Source organism: Pseudomonas sp. B33.4, from assembly GCF_034555375.1.
In the GTDB taxonomy this organism is placed as follows: Bacteria; Pseudomonadota; Gammaproteobacteria; order Pseudomonadales; family Pseudomonadaceae; genus Aquipseudomonas.
The window spans coordinates 997,730-1,014,488 of the sequence record NZ_CP140706.1; the positions used below are offsets into that span (position 1 = coordinate 997,730).

At 58.8% G+C, this 16,759-nt stretch carries 23 protein-coding genes; 12 read left to right on the plus strand and 11 right to left on the minus strand.

Going from position 1 to position 16,759, the window contains the following annotated elements:
• Positions 1 to 13 precede the first annotated feature (13 nt).
• Positions 14 to 538: a ribosome biogenesis factor YjgA gene (yjgA, locus tag U6037_RS04235; protein ID WP_007915377.1), complete on the minus strand. Its 525-nt coding sequence runs from the start codon at positions 536 to 538 to the stop codon at positions 14 to 16.
• A gap of 108 nt (positions 539 to 646) precedes the next feature.
• On the opposite strand from yjgA, the gene pmbA reads away from it, so the two are divergent.
• The 6 genes from pmbA to U6037_RS04265 all read left to right on the plus strand — a co-directional run bounded on the left by pmbA (position 647) and on the right by U6037_RS04265 (position 6,014).
• The gene (pmbA, locus tag U6037_RS04240) at positions 647 to 1,993 is read left to right on the plus strand and encodes a metalloprotease PmbA (protein ID WP_034154475.1); all 1,347 of its coding nucleotides are present in this window, start codon (positions 647 to 649) and stop codon (positions 1,991 to 1,993) included.
• 251 nt (positions 1,994 to 2,244) lie between these two features.
• Positions 2,245 to 2,652 carry a FagA protein gene (locus U6037_RS04245; protein WP_322845907.1) on the plus strand — a complete coding sequence of 136 codons (408 nt, stop codon included), beginning with the start codon at positions 2,245 to 2,247 and terminating at the stop codon, positions 2,650 to 2,652.
• Positions 2,633 to 4,009: a class II fumarate hydratase gene (locus U6037_RS04250; RefSeq protein WP_322845908.1), complete on the plus strand. Its 1,377-nt coding sequence runs from the start codon at positions 2,633 to 2,635 to the stop codon at positions 4,007 to 4,009. The genes U6037_RS04245 and U6037_RS04250 overlap by 20 nt, the downstream gene beginning before the upstream one ends.
• Positions 4,010 to 4,036: 27 nt before the next feature.
• Positions 4,037 to 4,477, plus strand: coding sequence for a hypothetical protein (locus U6037_RS04255; protein ID WP_322845909.1), 441 nt, complete (start codon positions 4,037 to 4,039; stop codon positions 4,475 to 4,477).
• A 1-nt stretch (position 4,478) separates the two neighbouring features.
• The gene (locus tag U6037_RS04260) at positions 4,479 to 5,090 is read left to right on the plus strand and encodes a superoxide dismutase (RefSeq protein WP_322845910.1); all 612 of its coding nucleotides are present in this window, start codon (positions 4,479 to 4,481) and stop codon (positions 5,088 to 5,090) included.
• Positions 5,091 to 5,120: 30 nt separating this feature from the next.
• On the plus strand, positions 5,121 to 6,014 hold the full coding sequence (locus U6037_RS04265; protein WP_322845911.1) for a ZIP family metal transporter: 894 nt from the start codon (positions 5,121 to 5,123) through the stop codon (positions 6,012 to 6,014).
• Between the two features lie 35 nt (positions 6,015 to 6,049).
• Here U6037_RS04265 and U6037_RS04270 read toward each other — a convergent pair whose 3' ends face one another.
• From U6037_RS04270 to U6037_RS04315, 10 genes are all read right to left on the minus strand, one after another.
• A complete protein-coding gene (locus tag U6037_RS04270) occupies positions 6,050 to 6,325 on the minus strand; it encodes an HPr family phosphocarrier protein (RefSeq protein WP_322845912.1) in 276 nt (91 codons plus the stop codon).
• Between the two features lie 15 nt (positions 6,326 to 6,340).
• Positions 6,341 to 7,198, minus strand: coding sequence for an RNase adapter RapZ (rapZ, locus tag U6037_RS04275; RefSeq protein ID WP_242205280.1), 858 nt, complete (start codon positions 7,196 to 7,198; stop codon positions 6,341 to 6,343).
• 2 nt (positions 7,199 to 7,200) lie between these two features.
• Positions 7,201 to 7,665 carry a PTS IIA-like nitrogen regulatory protein PtsN gene (gene ptsN / locus U6037_RS04280; protein ID WP_322845913.1) on the minus strand — a complete coding sequence of 155 codons (465 nt, stop codon included), beginning with the start codon at positions 7,663 to 7,665 and terminating at the stop codon, positions 7,201 to 7,203.
• An 11-nt stretch (positions 7,666 to 7,676) separates the two neighbouring features.
• Positions 7,677 to 7,985: a ribosome hibernation-promoting factor, HPF/YfiA family gene (gene hpf / locus U6037_RS04285; RefSeq protein ID WP_008085073.1), complete on the minus strand. Its 309-nt coding sequence runs from the start codon at positions 7,983 to 7,985 to the stop codon at positions 7,677 to 7,679.
• 73 nt (positions 7,986 to 8,058) lie between these two features.
• Positions 8,059 to 9,552, minus strand: a complete 1,494-nt coding sequence (locus U6037_RS04290) for an RNA polymerase factor sigma-54 (protein ID WP_242205276.1) — start codon at positions 9,550 to 9,552, stop codon at positions 8,059 to 8,061.
• Between the two features lie 187 nt (positions 9,553 to 9,739).
• On the minus strand, positions 9,740 to 10,465 hold the full coding sequence (gene lptB / locus U6037_RS04295; RefSeq protein ID WP_008085069.1) for an LPS export ABC transporter ATP-binding protein: 726 nt from the start codon (positions 10,463 to 10,465) through the stop codon (positions 9,740 to 9,742).
• Positions 10,465 to 11,010, minus strand: coding sequence for a lipopolysaccharide transport periplasmic protein LptA (gene lptA, locus U6037_RS04300; RefSeq protein WP_034154485.1), 546 nt, complete (start codon positions 11,008 to 11,010; stop codon positions 10,465 to 10,467). The genes lptB and lptA overlap by 1 nt, the downstream gene beginning before the upstream one ends.
• Positions 10,997 to 11,569 carry an LPS export ABC transporter periplasmic protein LptC gene (lptC, locus tag U6037_RS04305; protein WP_322845914.1) on the minus strand — a complete coding sequence of 191 codons (573 nt, stop codon included), beginning with the start codon at positions 11,567 to 11,569 and terminating at the stop codon, positions 10,997 to 10,999. Before lptC ends, lptA begins: the two co-directional genes overlap by 14 nt.
• An 8-nt stretch (positions 11,570 to 11,577) precedes the next feature.
• Positions 11,578 to 12,102, minus strand: coding sequence for a KdsC family phosphatase (locus tag U6037_RS04310; protein ID WP_007912407.1), 525 nt, complete (start codon positions 12,100 to 12,102; stop codon positions 11,578 to 11,580).
• Positions 12,102 to 13,076, minus strand: a complete 975-nt coding sequence (locus tag U6037_RS04315) for a KpsF/GutQ family sugar-phosphate isomerase (RefSeq protein WP_007912405.1) — start codon at positions 13,074 to 13,076, stop codon at positions 12,102 to 12,104. Before U6037_RS04315 ends, U6037_RS04310 begins: the two co-directional genes overlap by 1 nt.
• A 275-nt stretch (positions 13,077 to 13,351) precedes the next feature.
• On the opposite strand from U6037_RS04315, the gene U6037_RS04320 reads away from it, so the two are divergent.
• The 6 genes from U6037_RS04320 to U6037_RS04345 all read left to right on the plus strand — a co-directional run bounded on the left by U6037_RS04320 (position 13,352) and on the right by U6037_RS04345 (position 16,747).
• Positions 13,352 to 14,161 (plus strand): ATP-binding cassette domain-containing protein, encoded by an 810-nt coding sequence (locus tag U6037_RS04320; protein ID WP_242205272.1) that lies wholly within the window; start codon positions 13,352 to 13,354, stop codon positions 14,159 to 14,161.
• Entirely contained in the window at positions 14,161 to 14,958 is a 798-nt protein-coding gene (gene mlaE / locus U6037_RS04325; RefSeq protein ID WP_322845915.1) for a lipid asymmetry maintenance ABC transporter permease subunit MlaE, read from the plus strand. Before U6037_RS04320 ends, mlaE begins: the two co-directional genes overlap by 1 nt.
• A complete protein-coding gene (gene mlaD / locus U6037_RS04330; RefSeq protein WP_007912400.1) occupies positions 14,958 to 15,425 on the plus strand; it encodes an outer membrane lipid asymmetry maintenance protein MlaD in 468 nt (155 codons plus the stop codon). The genes mlaE and mlaD overlap by 1 nt, the downstream gene beginning before the upstream one ends.
• Before the next feature lie 11 nt (positions 15,426 to 15,436).
• A complete protein-coding gene (locus tag U6037_RS04335) occupies positions 15,437 to 16,090 on the plus strand; it encodes an ABC transporter substrate-binding protein (RefSeq protein ID WP_322845916.1) in 654 nt (217 codons plus the stop codon).
• Positions 16,087 to 16,392, plus strand: a complete 306-nt coding sequence (locus U6037_RS04340; protein WP_242205265.1) for an STAS domain-containing protein — start codon at positions 16,087 to 16,089, stop codon at positions 16,390 to 16,392. Before U6037_RS04335 ends, U6037_RS04340 begins: the two co-directional genes overlap by 4 nt.
• Before the next feature lie 115 nt (positions 16,393 to 16,507).
• On the plus strand, positions 16,508 to 16,747 hold the full coding sequence (locus tag U6037_RS04345; RefSeq protein WP_322845917.1) for a BolA family protein: 240 nt from the start codon (positions 16,508 to 16,510) through the stop codon (positions 16,745 to 16,747).
• Positions 16,748 to 16,759 lie beyond the last annotated feature (12 nt).

The following is a 16,759-nucleotide window of genomic DNA, read 5'->3' on the forward strand; positions in this document are numbered from 1 at the left end:
AAGTGGCGATATCTCAACGCAGACCGCGTTGAGTCTCGTCCAGCTCACGGATGTACTTGAAGATCTTGCGGCTGGAAGCAGGAGGTTTGTTTTGCGCAACCTCGTGCTGAGCCTGACGGATCAGGGAGCGTAGTTGTTGGCGATCGGCGTCCGGGTACTCGACGACGAACTTCTCCAGCACGGCATCGTCGCCTGCGATCAGGCGATCACGCCAGCGTTCGAGATTGTGGAAACGCTCGTTGTACTGACGAGTAGAGGCATCGAGTTGATCGAGCAACGTGAGAATGGCGTCCGTGTCCTGGTCGCGCATCAGTTTGCCGATGAACTGCAAATGCCGTTTACGCGCGATGTTCGCGGTGTGCTTGGGCGCATCGGCCAAAGCCCGGCGCATGGCGTCGGTCAGCGGCAGTTTTGCGATCAAGTCAGGCTTGAGTGTTGTCAGGCGCTCGCCGAGGTCAACCAGAGCATGCAGCTCGCGTTTGACCTGAGATTTGCTTTTTTCTCCCGTATCGAGGGAGTCGTCGTAAGAATCAACCATGGTGGCAGTCCGCAAAGAAACGCCGCCATGATAACCAGTCGGGGGCCGCTTGTCCGGCCCGGTCGCTCGATGACCCCAGCCGAAAGCAGAATTTGAGTGGAGATGAGCATGAGTGCAGTTCAAAGCGTCGGCCCGCAGGCATTGCCGGCACTGCAGGAACAAGTCGAGCAGATCATCGCCGAAGCCAAGCGTCAGGGCGCCAGTGCCTGCGAAGTCGCAGTATCGCTGGAGCAGGGTTTGTCGACATCAGTGCGTCAGCGTGAAGTCGAAACCGTCGAGTTCAACCGCGATCAGGGTTTTGGCATCACGCTGTATGTGGGTCAGCGCAAAGGCTCGGCCAGCACCTCGGCGACCGGCCCGGATGCAATTCGCGAAACCGTCGCTGCGGCTCTGGCCATCGCTAAACATACTTCAGAAGACGAGGCTTCGGGTCTGGCCGATGCGGCGTTGATGGCCAAGGAACAGCACGATTTCGACCTGTTTCACGAGTGGGACATTACGCCAGAGCAAGCGATCGAGAAGGCCTTGCTCTGTGAAGCGGCGGCGTTCGACGCCGATGCGCGGATCAAGAACGCCGACGGCACGACCCTCAGCACCCATCAGGGCTGCCGGGTTTACGGCAACAGCCACGGTTTCATTGGTGGCTACGCATCGACCCGGCACAGCCTGAGCTGCGTGATGATCGCCGAGGCCGATGGCCAGATGCAGCGTGATTACTGGTACGACGTGAGCCGTCAGGGCGAATTGCTGGCCGATCCGGTGAGCATTGGTCAGCGTGCCGCGCAACGCGCAGCGAGCCGGCTGGGCGCGCGGCCGGTGCCAACTTGCGAAGTGCCGGTGCTGTTTTCCGCAGAGCTGGCGGGCGGTCTTTTCGGCAGCTTCCTCTCGGCGGTGTCCGGCGGCAGTCTGTATCGCAAATCGTCGTTCCTTGAAGGCACTTTGGGGCAGAAGCTGTTCCCGGAATGGCTGACGATTGATGAACGCCCGCACTTGATGCGCGCGATGGGCAGCGCCTCCTATGACGGTGACGGCCTGGCGACGTACGCCAAACCGTTCGTCGAAAAGGGCGAGTTGGTCTCGTACATCCTTGGCACGTACTCCGGGCGCAAGCTCGGTATGCCGAGCACGGCGAACGCCGGCGGAGTGCATAACCTGTTCGTCACCCATGGTGATGAAGACCAGGCGGCGCTGTTGAAGCGTATGGGCCGTGGCTTGCTGGTCACCGAATTGATGGGCCATGGTCTGAACATGGTCACCGGCGACTACTCGCGTGGTGCGGCGGGTTTCTGGGTCGAGAACGGCGAAATCCAGTTCGCGGTGCAGGAAGTGACCATCGCCGGCAACATGCGTGACATGTTCAAGCAGATCGTTGCCGTGGGTAATGACTTGGAACTGCGCAGCAACATTCGCACCGGCTCGGTATTGATTGAACGGATGACTGTCGCGGGCAGCTAAACGCCAGTCGTCATACACAAAAGGCGCGCCACCTCATCGGGTGGCGCGCCTTTTTTATTGGCTCCATACAAAACCAATGTGGGAGCGAGCCTGCTCGCGAAAGCGATTTCACTGCCGACCGCAGTGGTGACCGGCACGACGCCTTCGCGAGCAGGCTCGCTCCCACAATGGACTCTGTGTAACTCGGTGCTCTTGTTTTGGTTCTCATTATCATCTAATAATAAATCTCATTATCGGATGAGCCCCGGATCATGAGTTCTGCCTTGCACGAGCAGCCGTACCTCGAAAGCTGGCGCTGGATGAGTCGCCAGATCCGTTGCGCGATTGATCCCGACGAGCCGCGCCTGATCGAACATTACCTCGCCGAAGGCCGGTATCTGTCTTGTTGCACTGCGACTTCTCCCTGGACCATCGCTGAAACCTCCTTCCGTCTGCTGCTCGACACGGCCACCGACATCGCCTTGCCGTGGCACTGGCGGAGCATCTGCCTCGATCAAGCCTGGCGCCCGTTGCGTGAAATGGAGCGCCTGTCTTTGTGCAACTGCCGGCTCAAACGCTGGCAACGCTACACCTGGCAGCTCGCCACTTGCGAATTGCTTCCCTCGATTCCCCTTATTGAACTGGTGCAAGGATTTTCAGATGACCAAGACACGTATTGAGCGCGACAGCATGGGCGAGCTGCAGGTGCCGGTGGACGCTCTCTACGGCGCGCAAACCCAGCGCGCAGTGGATAACTTCCCGATCAGTGGCAAGCCGATGCCGACGCAATTCATCCGCGCGCTGATCCTCGCCAAGGCTGCGGCTGCCCGCGCCAACGTCGAACTCAACCAGATCAGCGCCGCCCAAGGCAAAGCCATCAGCGACGCCGCGCAAGGCTTGCTCGAAGGCGATTTCATGCAGCATTTTCCGGTGGATATCTTCCAGACCGGTTCCGGCACCAGTTCCAACATGAACGCTAACGAAGTGATCGCCACCCTGGCCAGCCGCCTGCTCGGTGAGACGGTCAACGCCAACGATCACGTCAACTGCGGTCAGAGCAGCAACGACATTATCCCGACCACCATCCACGTCAGTGCCGCACTGGCCCTGCACGAACAACTGCTGCCGGCATTGCTGCATTTGGTGCAGGTGATCGAGCACAAAGCCGAGCAAGTACATCACCACGTCAAAACCGGCCGTACGCATTTGATGGACGCGATGCCGGTGCGCATGAGCCAGGTGCTCAATGGTTGGGCGCAACAGCTCAAGGCCAACATCGCCCACCTGCAAGACTTGCTGCCGAGCCTGCAATCCCTGGCGCAGGGCGGCACAGCGGTTGGCACCGGGATCAACGCGCATCCTGAGTTCGCCGCACGTTTCAGCCGCCAACTCAGCCAACTGACCGATGTGCAATTCACCCCAGGCAAAGATCTGTTCGCGTTGATCGGCTCGCAAGACACCGCCGTCGCTGTCTCTGGCCAGCTTAAAGCCACCGCAGTGTCGCTGATGAAAATCGCCAATGACCTGCGCTGGATGAACTCCGGCCCGCTCGCCGGCCTCGGCGAAATCGAACTGGAAGCCTTGCAACCGGGCTCGTCGATCATGCCGGGCAAGGTCAATCCGGTGATCCCCGAAGCCACCGCCATGGTTGCCGCGCAAGTCATCGGCAACGATTCAGTGATCACCATCGCCGGTCAGTCGGGCAATTTCGAACTCAACGTGATGCTGCCGATCATCGCCCAGAATCTGCTGAGCAGCATCGAGTTGCTGGCCAATTCCAGCCGCCTGCTCGGTGACAAGGCCATTGCCAGCTTCAAGGTCAACGAGTCGCGCTTGAAAGAAGCGTTGTCGCGCAACCCGATTCTGGTGACCGCGCTCAACCCGATCATCGGTTACCAGAAAGCCGCGGAAATCGCCAAGCAGGCCTACAAAGAAGGTCGCGCGGTGATCGATGTCGCTCTGGAACACACCGACCTGTCGCGCAGCCAACTGGAAGAGTTGCTCAATCCCGAGAAACTCACCGCCGGCGGCGTGTAAACCCCGCTACCGCTTTGGAGGCTCACCATGGAGCACTGGAAACGCACGATCGAACGGGCCAATCGCTGCTTCATGCTGGGCGAATTGATCGACGCCCGCGAGGCTTACCTGCAAGCCCTGGCCTTGGCGCAAGTGTTGTTCGAACGCTGGGCGGATGCCGACGAAGCGGTGGCGGCCTGCGTCATCTCCCACCACAACCTGGCTGACTTGCACCTGCGCTTGAATCAGCCGGAGGAGAGCGCTGAATACCTCTGCGCCATCCACCAACGGCTGCTGCAGACCATGCAGGACGAACGCCAGCGTCTGGCATTGCGTGAAGCGGCGCTGCGCCAGAGCAGCAAGACCTACGTCGAGCTGCTGAATTTTATCAGCGAACACGGCGAATACCCGCGGACCCAGCGTTTGCTGCACCCGGATACCGGCAATGCGCGCCGCGCGCCTGCCCCAAACCACCATGGAGTCCATTGAAATGGCTTTTACCTTGCCTGCCTTGCCTTACGCCTACGACGCTCTCGAGCCGCATATCGATGCGCAGACCATGGAGATTCACTACACCAAGCATCACCAGACCTACATCAACAACTTAAACGCCGCCGTAGAAGGCACCGAATACGCTGAGTGGCCGGTGGAAAAGCTCGTCGCCAGCGTTCAGCAATTGCCGGAAAAACTCCGCGCGGCGGTAATCAATCAGGGCGGCGGTCACGCCAACCACTCGCTGTTCTGGGAAGTGATGGTGCCGAGTGGTGGCGGTAAGCCGGACGGCGCGCTGGGCAAGGCCATCGATGAGCAACTGGGTGGTCTCGACAGTTTCAAGGAAGCCTTCACCAAAGCCGCTCTGACTCGCTTCGGCAGCGGCTGGGCCTGGCTCAGCGTGACCCCGGAGAAAAAGCTGATCGTGGAAAGCAGTGGCAATCAGGACAGCCCGCTGATGAACGGCAACACGCCGATTCTCGGTCTCGATGTCTGGGAACACGCCTATTACCTGCGCTATCAGAACCGTCGCCCGGAATACATCAACGCGTTCTACAACGTAATTAACTGGCCTGAAGTGGCTGCGCGCTATCAGGCCGCACTGGTTTAAGTCTTTTATAAAAACAATCCAAGGCTGACTATGGGCACTGAAACACTGGCGATCGGAAGTGGGCGTATGTTTCGTTACGCAGTGGGATCGCTGTTGCTGTTGGCGGGCATGACCTTGCTGGTCGCCCACGGGCTGGAATGGCTGAATCTGGAGCCGAGGCTGTTGCGGGCGTTGCAAGGCGGTGCGATCTGCGCCCTCGGCACGGCGCTTGGCGCTGTGCCGGTGCTGGTGATTCGGCGTATGCCGCAAGCGCTCAGCGATACGTTGCTGGGGTTTGGCGCCGGCGTGATGCTGGCGGCGACGGCGTTTTCGTTGATCGTGCCGGGCATTGCCGCCGCTGAAAACCTGGGCCTGACACCGTGGGGCGCCAGTGGGCTGATTTGCTTCGGCATCATGCTCGGAGCTTTCGGACTGTATCTGGTCGATCGCAAAGTTTCCGGCGCTTCACCGGAAATGCTCGTCGGCACTGTCGAGCATCCGGTGATCCCGCCGCGAATCTGGCTGTTCGTCTTCGCCATCATTGCCCACAACATCCCTGAAGGCATGGCGGTTGGTGTTTCTGCAGGCGGCGGCATGCCGGATGCGGACAGCTTGGCCATGGGCATTGCTTTGCAGGATGTGCCGGAAGGTCTGGTGATTGCGCTGGTATTGGCCGGGGCGGGGATGTCGCGGGTCAAAGCGTTTTTGATCGGCGCGGCGTCTGGTCTGGTCGAACCGGTGTTTGCCCTGCTTTGTGCGTGGCTGGTCAGCCTTGCGCAGGTGTTGTTGCCATTAGGGTTGGCACTGGCGGCAGGGGCAATGTTGCTGGTGGTGACCCACGAGGTCATTCCCGAGTCGCGACGCAATGGTCATGACAAACTGGCCAGTCTTGGCTTGTTGATCGGGTTTTGTTTGATGATGGTGATGGATACCGCGTTGGGCTGAACAAAAGTGAGGGAGCAAGCTCCCTCACCGGCGGATCAACCGCCCTCGTCGAAATAGTTGTTGATCAGCGCCACCAGCGCATCCAGCGCCTCCTGATCCTGATGCCCTTCAGTACTCAGATAGATCCTGGTGCCCTTGCCAGCTGCCAGCATCATCATCGCCATGATGCTTTTGCCATCGACGGTAGTCTCTGGCGTGCGTCCCACTCTGATCGTGCAATCCGGATACTGCCCGGCCACTCCGACAAACTTGGCCGATGCGCGGGCATGCAGGCCCAGCTTGTTGATGATTTCGATTTCCAGAGCAGGCATCGCGGTGTGAATCCTTTAAGTGAGGTCGCGGTGGCGAACCTGGACATTCTTCAGGGTTTTCTGCAGGGCCTGACCCAGGCGTTCGGTCAGGTAGACGGAGCGGTGATGCCCGCCGGTGCAGCCAATGGCAATGGTGACATAGGCACGGTTGCTCGCGGCGAAGCGCGGCAGCCACTTGTGCAGGTAGGTGAAGATGTCCTGGAACATTTCTTCGACTTCCGGCTGCGCCGCGAGGTATTCGGCCACTGGCGCATCGAGACCTGATTGCGCACGCAGTTCCGGCTTCCAGTACGGATTGGGCAGGCAGCGCACATCGAACACCAGATCCGCGTCTACCGGCATGCCGCGCTTGAAGCCGAATGACTCGACCAGAAACGCGGTACCCGGCTCCGGCTGATTCAGCAGGCGCAGCTTGATGGTGTCGCGCAACTGGTACAGGTTCAGATTGGTGGTGTTGATTTTCAGATCGGCGAGGTCGGCGATCGGGCCAAGCAGGGCGGTTTCATCCTGAATCGCCTCGGCCAGCGAGCGATTGGCGTTGCTCAGCGGATGGCGACGACGGGTTTCGGAGAAACGCTTGAGCAGGGTTTCTTCGTCGGCGTCCAGATACAGGACATCGCACTGGATGTGCTTGGCCCGGACATCTTCAAGGAGTTCGGGAAAGCGCGTCAGATGACTCGGCAGGTTGCGCGCATCGATCGATACGGCCACCAGCGGTTGCGCCAGCTCAGTGTGAATCAGCGCGCGTTCGGCCAATTCCGGCAGCAAGCCTGCAGGCAGGTTGTCGATGCAGTAATAGCCGTTGTCCTCAAGGACATCCAGAGCCGTACTTTTACCCGAGCCGGAACGGCCGCTGACGATGATCAAGCGCATGATTAGTGCCCGTTCTGCTCGTCCAGGACAACCTGATACAAGGCTTCGTTGCTCGCGGCACTACGCAGTTTATCGCGAACATCCTTGCGGTCGAGCATGCTGGCGATCTGACGCAGCAACTCCAGGTGCGCATCGGTGGCGGCTTCCGGGACCAGCAATACGAACAGCAGATCAACCGGCGCACCGTCGATGGCGTCGAAATCAATAGGTGCTTCAAGGTGCATCAGCGCACTGATAGGCGCTTCGCAACCCTTGAGGCGGCAGTGAGGAATGGCGATGCCGTTGCCAAAACCGGTGGAACCGAGTTTTTCACGGGCAATCAGGGCCTCGAAGACATCTTGCATCTCCAGATCCGGCACTTCGCGGGCGATCAGGTTGGCAATTTGTTCGAGGGCTTTCTTTTTACTGCCGCCCGGCACGTTCACGAGAGAACGGCCGGGGGTCAGGATACTTTCAAGTCGGATCATGGGGTGGGGGGTTATCGACCGGTCGCGCCCTGGAGCAGGCTCTGGGTCTTTTCCTTATGCTTTTTGAGTTGTTTATCCAGCTTGTCGGTCAAGGCGTCGATCGCCGCGTACATATCGGTATGTTCCGCGTTGGCGACCACTTCGCTGCCGGGTATATGCAAGGTGGCTTCGATTTTCTGCTTCAGCTTTTCGACGCACATCGTGACCTGCACGTTGGTGATCTTGTCGAAATGTCGCTCCAGTCGTTGGAGTTTTTCCTCGATATAGGAACGCAGAGGTTGGGTCACTTCCAGTTGGTGTCCACTGATGTTGACTTGCATACAGCTTCTCCTTCGTTGCCAGTGCATAAAGCGGCAGGCTGGATAGCCTGCCACTGGAACGCTGTAACGTGGCTTACATCAACCGCTTGCGTTCGCTCGAAGGCGCGATCCCGAGGGATTCGCGGTACTTGGCGACGGTGCGGCGAGCCACCTGAATGCCTTGTGCCTCCAGTAAACCAGCGATCTTGCTGTCACTCAACGGCTTTTTCTGATTTTCCGCGGCAACCAGTTTTTTGATGATCGCGCGGATCGCCGTGGACGAGCATTCGCCGCCTTCGGAGGTGCTGACGTGGCTGGAGAAAAAGTATTTCAGCTCATAAATACCGCGCGGGGTATGCATGAATTTCTGCGTGGTCACCCGCGAAATCGTCGACTCGTGCATGCCGACCGCTTCGGCGATGTCGTGCAGGACCAGCGGCTTCATGGCTTCGTCGCCGTATTCCAGAAAACCGCGCTGATGCTCGACGATCTGGGTGGCAACTTTCATCAGGGTTTCGTTGCGGCTCTGCAGGCTCTTGATGAACCAGCGGGCTTCCTGCAACTGGTTACGCATGAAGGTGTTGTCGGCGCTGGTGTCGGCGCGACGGACGAAACCCGCGTACTGGGCGTTGACGCGCAGGCGTGGCACCGATTCCTGGTTCAACTCGACCAGCCAGCGCTCATTGTCCTTGCGCACAATGACGTCTGGCACAACGTATTCGGCTTCGGTGGATTCGATCTGCGAACCTGGACGCGGATTAAGGCTCTGCACCAGTTCGATGACCTGACGCAGTTCATCTTCCTTGAGCTTCATGCGGCGCATCAACTGGCTGTAGTCGCGGCTGCCCAGCAGGTCGATGTAGTCGGTAACCAGACGTTTCGCTTCAGCCAGCCAAGGTGTCTTGGCCGATAGCTGGCGCAATTGCAGCAACAGGCATTCGCCGAGGTTGCGCGCACCGATGCCGGCTGGTTCGAACTGTTGAATGCGGTGCAGGACGGCTTCGATTTCGTCCAGTTCGATGTCCAGTTCCGGGTCGAACGCCTCAAGAATTTCTTCGAGGGTTTCGTCGAGGTAGCCCTGATTGTTGATGCAATCGATCAGGGTCACGGCGATCAGGCGATCGGTGTCGGACATCGGTGCGAGATTCAGTTGCCACAGCAAATGGCTTTGCAGGCTCTCGCCGGCAGAGGTGCGGGTGGTGAAGTCCCACTCGTCATCATCGTTGCTGGGCAGGCTGCTGGCGCTGGTCTGGTAGACGTCTTCCCAGGCGGTGTCGACCGGAAGTTCGTTGGGGATGCGCTCGTTCCATTCGCCGTCCTCGAGGTTGTCGACCGTCGGGGCGGTTTCCTGATAGGAAGGTTCCTGGATCTCGGTGTTGGGCTTCTGTTCGGCGTTGTCGGCCATAGGGTCGGAATTGTCGAAGTCTTCGCCTTCTTCCTGGCGTTCGAGCATCGGATTGGATTCCAGCGCCTCCTGGATTTCCTGTTGCAGATCCAGGGTCGACAATTGGAGCAGGCGGATGGCCTGTTGCAGCTGCGGTGTCATCGTCAGCTGCTGGCCCATTCTCAAGACTAGCGATGGTTTCATGGCAGGGGCTTAACACCTTATTCGCCGGCGCTATGCGCCATCCACTACAGGGCGCCGAAGCGCCAAACTTAAGCAAATTATATGCCTGAAACTGAAGTGTTTGCCTAGAGCGCTGTAACAATTAAAGCGTATTAAATCCTGCTTGAATCGATACAGCGCCCCGGCGGCGCACCGGGCACTGTTGCGCTTACAGGCGGAACTCGTGGCCCAGATACACTTCCTTGACCAGATCGTTGGCCAGGATGGTTTCTGCGTCGCCTTCGGCGATCAGTTGACCATCGTTGACGATGTAAGCGGTTTCGCAGATGTCCAGCGTCTCACGGACGTTGTGGTCGGTGATCAGCACACCGATACCCTTGGCCTTGAGGTGGTGGATAATCTGCTTGATGTCGCCGACCGAAATCGGGTCGACACCGGCGAACGGTTCGTCGAGCAGGATGAATTTCGGTGCGGTCGCCAGTGCGCGAGCGATTTCCACCCGGCGGCGTTCACCGCCGGAAAGGCTCATGCCGAGGTTGTCGCGGATGTGGCTGATGTGGAATTCCTGCAGCAGGCTTTCCAGCTCCTTGCGACGGCCGGCCTTGTCGAGTTCCTGACGGGTCTCGAGGATGGCCATGATGTTATCGGCCACCGACAGTTTGCGGAAGATCGACGCTTCTTGCGGCAGATAGCCGATACCGGCCTTGGCGCGACCGTGCATTGGCTGATGGCTGACGTCCAGATCGTCGATCAGCACGCGGCCCTGATCGGCCTGTACCAGGCCGACGATCATGTAGAAGCACGTGGTCTTGCCGGCACCGTTCGGGCCGAGCAGGCCGACGATCTGGCCGCTGTCGATCGACAGGCTGACGTCACGCACGACCTGGCGGCTTTTATAGGCCTTGGCCAGGTGCTGAGCTTTCAGAGTTGCCATTACTGGGTTTTCTCGTCGGTTTTCTTCTTCGGCTGGATCACCATGTCGATGCGTGGACGCGCCTCGGTGACCTTGCTGCCGGTAGCGCGACCGGCGCTGGCCAGTTTCTTCACGGTGTCATAGACGATTTTCTCGCCCTGAGTCGTGTTGTTGTCCTTGTCGACCACCTTGGCCTTGTCGATCAGTACGACGCGGTTTTGCGCGGCGTGGTACTGGATCGTCACGCCCCAGCCCTGAACCGGCTTGGTGTCGCCAGCGGTCTGCAGTTGTTCGAAGTAGGCAAGGTTGCCTACCGAAGTCACCACGTCGATATCGCCGGCCGGGGTACGAGTGATGGTCACGGTATTGCCGGTGACCTTCATCGAGCCCTGGGTGATGATCACATCACCTTTATAAGTGGCGATGCCGTTCTTGTCGTCCAGTTGGGCGTCGTCGGCCTGAATGCGGATAGGTTGCTGCTGATCGTTCGGCAGAGCCCAGGCGCTCACGCTTCCCAGTGCTGCGCCCAGACTGAGCAAAATAGGGAGGGTTTTAACGAGCCTCATACTGTCCTCTTACGTTCGATAGCAGGTGTATCCTGCTTTCCTTCAGGTACGCTTTCATTCCAACGCCAGTCGATACACCGCCAGCGCCGTCGATTCTAACGGGTTGCTCGGTCTGCGCATATTCCTGCTGCGGGAACACGGTCATGCGAGTGGAAGTGATCAGGATGTCACGCTTCTTTTCATCGGTGCGCGCAACGCGTACCGAGTCGATCAGTTCGACTTCGGTACCGCCTGAGTTCACTTCGCCGCGCTCACTGGTCACGTGCCACGGAAATTCCGTTCCGCGGTACATGTTCAGATCGGGTTTGGTCACGAGGGTGATATCGGTTGCCTTCACGTGCTCGGCCTTTTCCGACGTCATTTCATATTGCACCTTGCCATCCGGCAGGTATTGCAGGGTGTGCGTGTTGGTCGCATACCAGTCGATAGGCGTTTCCACCGAGGTGACTGGTGGTTTGTCGAGAAAGCGTTCCGGACTGATATTCCAATAGCCGACCGCGGCGAAAATCGCAGCGATGCAGCCGAACAGCAGGACGTTACGAAATTTTTTGCTGAACATGGTTTGGCTCACAGGTACGCGGCGTTGGCCGCATCGAGGCGGCCCTGGGCGCGCAGGATCAATTCGCAGAATTCGCGGGCGGCACCTTCGCCACCGCGAGCGCGGGTCACGCCATGGGCGTGTTCGCGGACGAAGTCGGCAGCGTTGGCCACGGCCATGCCTAGACCTACGCGGCGAATCACCGGCAGATCGGGCAGGTCGTCACCGAGATAGGCCACCTCTTCATAGCTTAGGCCCAGTTGCTCGAGAAGACCGTCGAGAACAACCAATTTGTCTTCACGCCCCTGAAACAGGTGCGGGATGCCGAGGTTTTTCGCGCGACGTTCGACCACCGGTGTCTTGCGACCGCTGATGATGGCGGTCTGCACGCCGGCGTTCATCAGCATTTTGATGCCCTGGCCGTCGAGGGTATTGAAGGTCTTGAATTCGCTGCCGTCTTCAAGGAAATACAGGCGTCCGTCGGTGAGAACACCGTCGACGTCGAAAACCGCCAGTTTGATCGCTTTGCCGCGTTGCAGCAGATCGTTGCTCATTACATGACTCCTGCGCGCAGCAGATCGGAGAGGTTGAAGGCGCCGACCGGGCGATCTTCTTCGTCTACGACTACCAATGCGTTGATTCGGTGGTCTTCCATGATTTTCAGGGCTTCGGCGGCCAGCATTTCGGGGCGGGCAGTCTTGCCGTGAGCGGTCATGACCTGATCGATGGTGGCGCTGCGAATATCGATGCTGCGATCCAGCGTGCGGCGCAGATCGCCGTCAGTGAAGATCCCGGCGAGTTTGCCATCGGTTTCAAGGATGACGGTCATGCCCAGACCTTTACGGGTCATTTCCATCAGTGCGTCCTTGAGCAGCGTACCGCGTTGTACTTGTGGCAGCTCCTGTCCGGCGTGCATGACGTTTTCCACTTTCAGCAGCAGGCGACGGCCCAAGGCTCCGCCCGGGTGCGAGAACGCAAAGTCTTCAGCGGTGAAGCCGCGTGCTTCCAGCAACGCTACGGCCAGCGCGTCACCCATTACCAGTGCCGCTGTCGTCGATGAGGTCGGCGCCAGGTTCAGCGGGCAGGCTTCATGCTCGACGTGAACGTTGAGATTGACCTCGGCCGCCTTCGCCAGCGGTGACTGCGGGTTGCCGGTTACGCTGATCAACTGGATGCCCAGACGCTTGATCAGCGGCAGCAAGGTGACGATTTCGTTGGTCGAGCCAGAATTCGACAGGGCCAGGATCACGTCATCGCGAGTGATCATGCCCATGTCGCCATGGCTGGCTTCGGCCGGGTGGACAAAAAAGGCCGGGGTGCCGGTGCTGGCCAGGGTCGCGGCGATCTTGTTGCCGATGTGCCCGGATTTGCCCATGCCGACCACGACTACACGGCCCTTGCTGGCCAGAATCATCTCGCAAGCACGTACGAAATCGGCGTCGATATGGGGCAACAAGCCTTGTACGGCTTCCACTTCGAGTTGGATGGTGCGTTGTGCCGATTGAATCAGGTCGCTGGATTGGCTCATGTCAGAAATCGTATAGCCCGATGAAAAGGCGGCGATTATAGCGGTTATGTTGCAAAGCCTCACGCAAGTTCGTCGTGCTTTGTCATTCCTCGTTACCAAAACCGGGAAAAACAACCCGCAGACCTGTCATATCGCCGAACACAGGCTGGCACAAGCCTTGGGCGCGTCGCCTTTGCAGTGATATAGTTCGCCGCCAGTTCGGCCTGCCCGGGGTGTACGTACTTTTTAAGTAAAGACAGGCGTCCGAGTGAGAGGCTGCATCGCAAGGAGTTTAGATGAGTGCCGATAACGCCTACGCGGTCGAGCTGAAGGGAGTCTCCTTCAAGCGCGGTGCGCGCAGCATTTTCAATAACGTCGATATTCGCATCCCGCGCGGCAAGGTTACCGGCATCATGGGGCCTTCCGGGTGTGGCAAGACCACATTGCTGCGATTGATGGGCGCGCAACTGCGTCCTTCCAGCGGCGAAGTCTGGGTCAACGGTCAGAACCTGCCTGCGCTTTCGCGCAGCGATCTGTTCGATGCGCGAAAGCACATGGGTGTGCTGTTTCAAAGCGGCGCGCTGTTCACCGATCTCGATGTGTTCGAGAACGTGGCTTTCCCCCTGCGTGTTCATACCGATTTGCCGGAAGAAATGATCCGCGACATCGTCCTGCTCAAATTGCAGGCGGTCGGTCTGCGTGGCGCAATCGAATTGATGCCCGATGAGCTGTCCGGCGGCATGAAGCGTCGCGTTGCTCTGGCGCGGGCCATTGCGCTCGATCCGCAGATTCTCATGTACGACGAACCGTTCGTCGGGCAGGACCCGATTGCCATGGGCGTGCTGGTCCGTCTGATCCGTTTGCTCAATGATGCGCTGGGGATCACCAGTATCGTGGTGTCCCACGATCTGGCGGAAACTGCGAGCATTGCCGACTATATCTATGTCGTCGGTGACGGTCAGGTGCTGGGGCAGGGGACGCCGGACGAGTTGATGAACTCGGACGAGCCGCGTATCCGTCAGTTCATGACCGGCGATCCCGATGGCCCGGTGCCGTACCATTTTCCAGCGACGGATTACCGCGCAGATCTTCTGGGGAAGCGCTGATGCGCAGAATTTCATTAATAGAACGCGTGCGCCGGTTCGGCGAGGCGGCGGTCGACGCCGTTGCGGTGTTCGGTCGGGCGACGCTGTTCCTGTTTCATGCCCTGTTGGGGCGTGGCGGTATCAGCGGCGGTTTCAGTCTGCTGGTCAAACAGTTGCACTCGGTCGGCGTGATGTCGCTGGTGATCATCGTCGTTTCGGGGATTTTCATTGGCATGGTGCTGGCCCTGCAGGGCTTCAGCATTCTGTCGAGCTACGGTTCGGAGCAGGCGGTGGGGCAGATGGTTGCGCTGACCCTGTTGCGTGAGCTGGGGCCGGTGGTGACTGCGCTGTTGTTTGCCGGTCGTGCCGGGTCGGCGCTGACCGCAGAGATCGGCAACATGAAGTCCACCGAACAGCTTTCCAGCCTCGAAATGATCGGCGTCGATCCGCTCAAATACATTATTGCCCCGCGCCTGTGGGCCGGCTTCATTTCCCTGCCGGTGCTGGCAATGATTTTCAGCGTGGTCGGCATCTGGGGCGGTTCGTGGGTGGCTGTCGACTGGCTGGGTGTGTATGAAGGCTCTTATTGGGCAAACATGCAGAACAGCGTGAATTTCACCAGTGACGTGCTCAATGGCGTGATCAAAAGTATCGTTTTCGCCTTTGTAGTGACCTGGATCGCCGTATTCCAAGGCTATGACTGTGAGCCCACTTCCGAGGGCATCAGTCGCGCCACCACCAAGACCGTGGTGTTTGCCTCGCTGGCAGTGCTCGGCCTCGACTTTATTCTGACCGCTTTGATGTTTGGAGATTTCTGATGCAAAACCGCACCCTGGAAATCGGTGTCGGCCTGTTCCTGCTGGCAGGGATCCTGGCCTTGTTGCTGCTTGCGTTGCGGGTCAGTGGCCTGTCTCCGACGTCGACCACCGACACCTATAAACTGTATGCCTACTTCGACAATATCGCCGGTTTGACGGTCAGAGCCAAAGTGACCATGGCCGGTGTGACCATCGGCAAGGTCACGGCGATCGATCTGGATCGCGACAGCTTTACCGGTCGAGTCACCCTGCAAGTGGATAAAAAGGTCGACAACCTGCCGACTGACTCTACAGCGTCTATCCTGACCGCTGGTCTGCTGGGCGAGAAGTACATCGGTATCAGCGTAGGCGGAGAAGACAAACCGCTGAAGGATGGTGGAACCATCCACGACACGCAGTCGTCTCTGGTACTGGAAGACCTGATCGGTAAATTCCTGCTCAATACCGTTAGCAAAGACGCCAAATGAGGAGCTTTTGAATGATCTCTACCTTGCGACGTGGCCTGTTGGTGTTGCTCGCGGCATTGCCACTGATGGGTAACGCTGTGGCGGCACAGTCTGCGCATGATCTGGTTCAGGACACCACGAACCGGATGCTTGCCGACTTGTCGGCCAACAAAGAGAAGTACAAGCAGGATCCGCAGGATTTCTACACGGCGCTGAACACCATCGTCGGTCCGGTGGTGGATGCTGAGGGCATTTCCAAAAGCATCATGACGGTCAAGTATTCGCGCAAGGCTACGCCTGCGCAGATGCAGACCTTCCAGGAAAACTTCAAGAAAGGCCTGTTCCAGTTCTACGGCAACGCCTTGCTCGAGTACAACAATCAGGGCATTACTGTTGATCCGGCCAAGGATGAGTCGGGCGATCGCACCAGCGTCGGCATGACCGTCAAGGGCACTAACGGTGCGATCTACCCTGTGCAGTACACGCTCGAGAAGATCAACGGCGAGTGGAAACTGCGCAACGTGATCATCAACGGCATCAACATCGGCAAGCTGTTCCGTGATCAGTTCGCCGACGCCATGCAGCGCAATGGCAATGACCTGGACAAGACCATCAACAATTGGGCTGGTGAAGTCGCCAAGGCCAAGGAATCCACGGATAAAGCTGCCGAGAAGCCAGCGCAATGAACGAGGCCGCAGTTCGTATGAGTGATGTCGACGAGCTTCTGCTCAGCGGAGTGCTGGATTACCGTACCGGCGCTGACTTGCGCAAGGAAGGCCAGGCGCTGATCAAGTCCAGCAAGGCGTCTTCGCTGGTGATCGACTGCTCGGCGGTGAAGAAGTCCAGCAGCGTCGGTTTGTCGTTGCTGCTGTGCTTCATGCGCGATGCCAATGCGGCCGGCAAGGCTGTCAGCATCCGCGCGATGCCCGAAGACATGCGCGAAATCGCTCAGGTCAGTGAGCTGACCGAACTGTTGGCGCACCCCTGAACCCGCATCAATAAAGAAGCCCCCCGTCAGAGTCCTGCCTTGCGGGGTTCGCAGGCGCGGGGCTTTTTTGTATGATGTCCGACCCGTGCGCACAGGGCGCCGATTGAGGTTGAGCATGCAGGCCGTAGAAGTGAAGAGCTTCCTTGAAGGAAAGCTGCCCGGAACGTTGGTAGAAGTTGAGGGCGAAGGCTGCAATTTCCAGCTGAACGTGATTAGCGATGAACTGGCGGCGTTGAGCCCGGTGAAGCGTCAGCAGCAGATCTATGTCCATTTGAACCCATGGATCACCGATGGCAGCATCCATGCGGTCACTATGAAATTTTTCAGCAGCGCGGCCTGGGCCGAGCGCACCTGAGCCTAAGGGCGT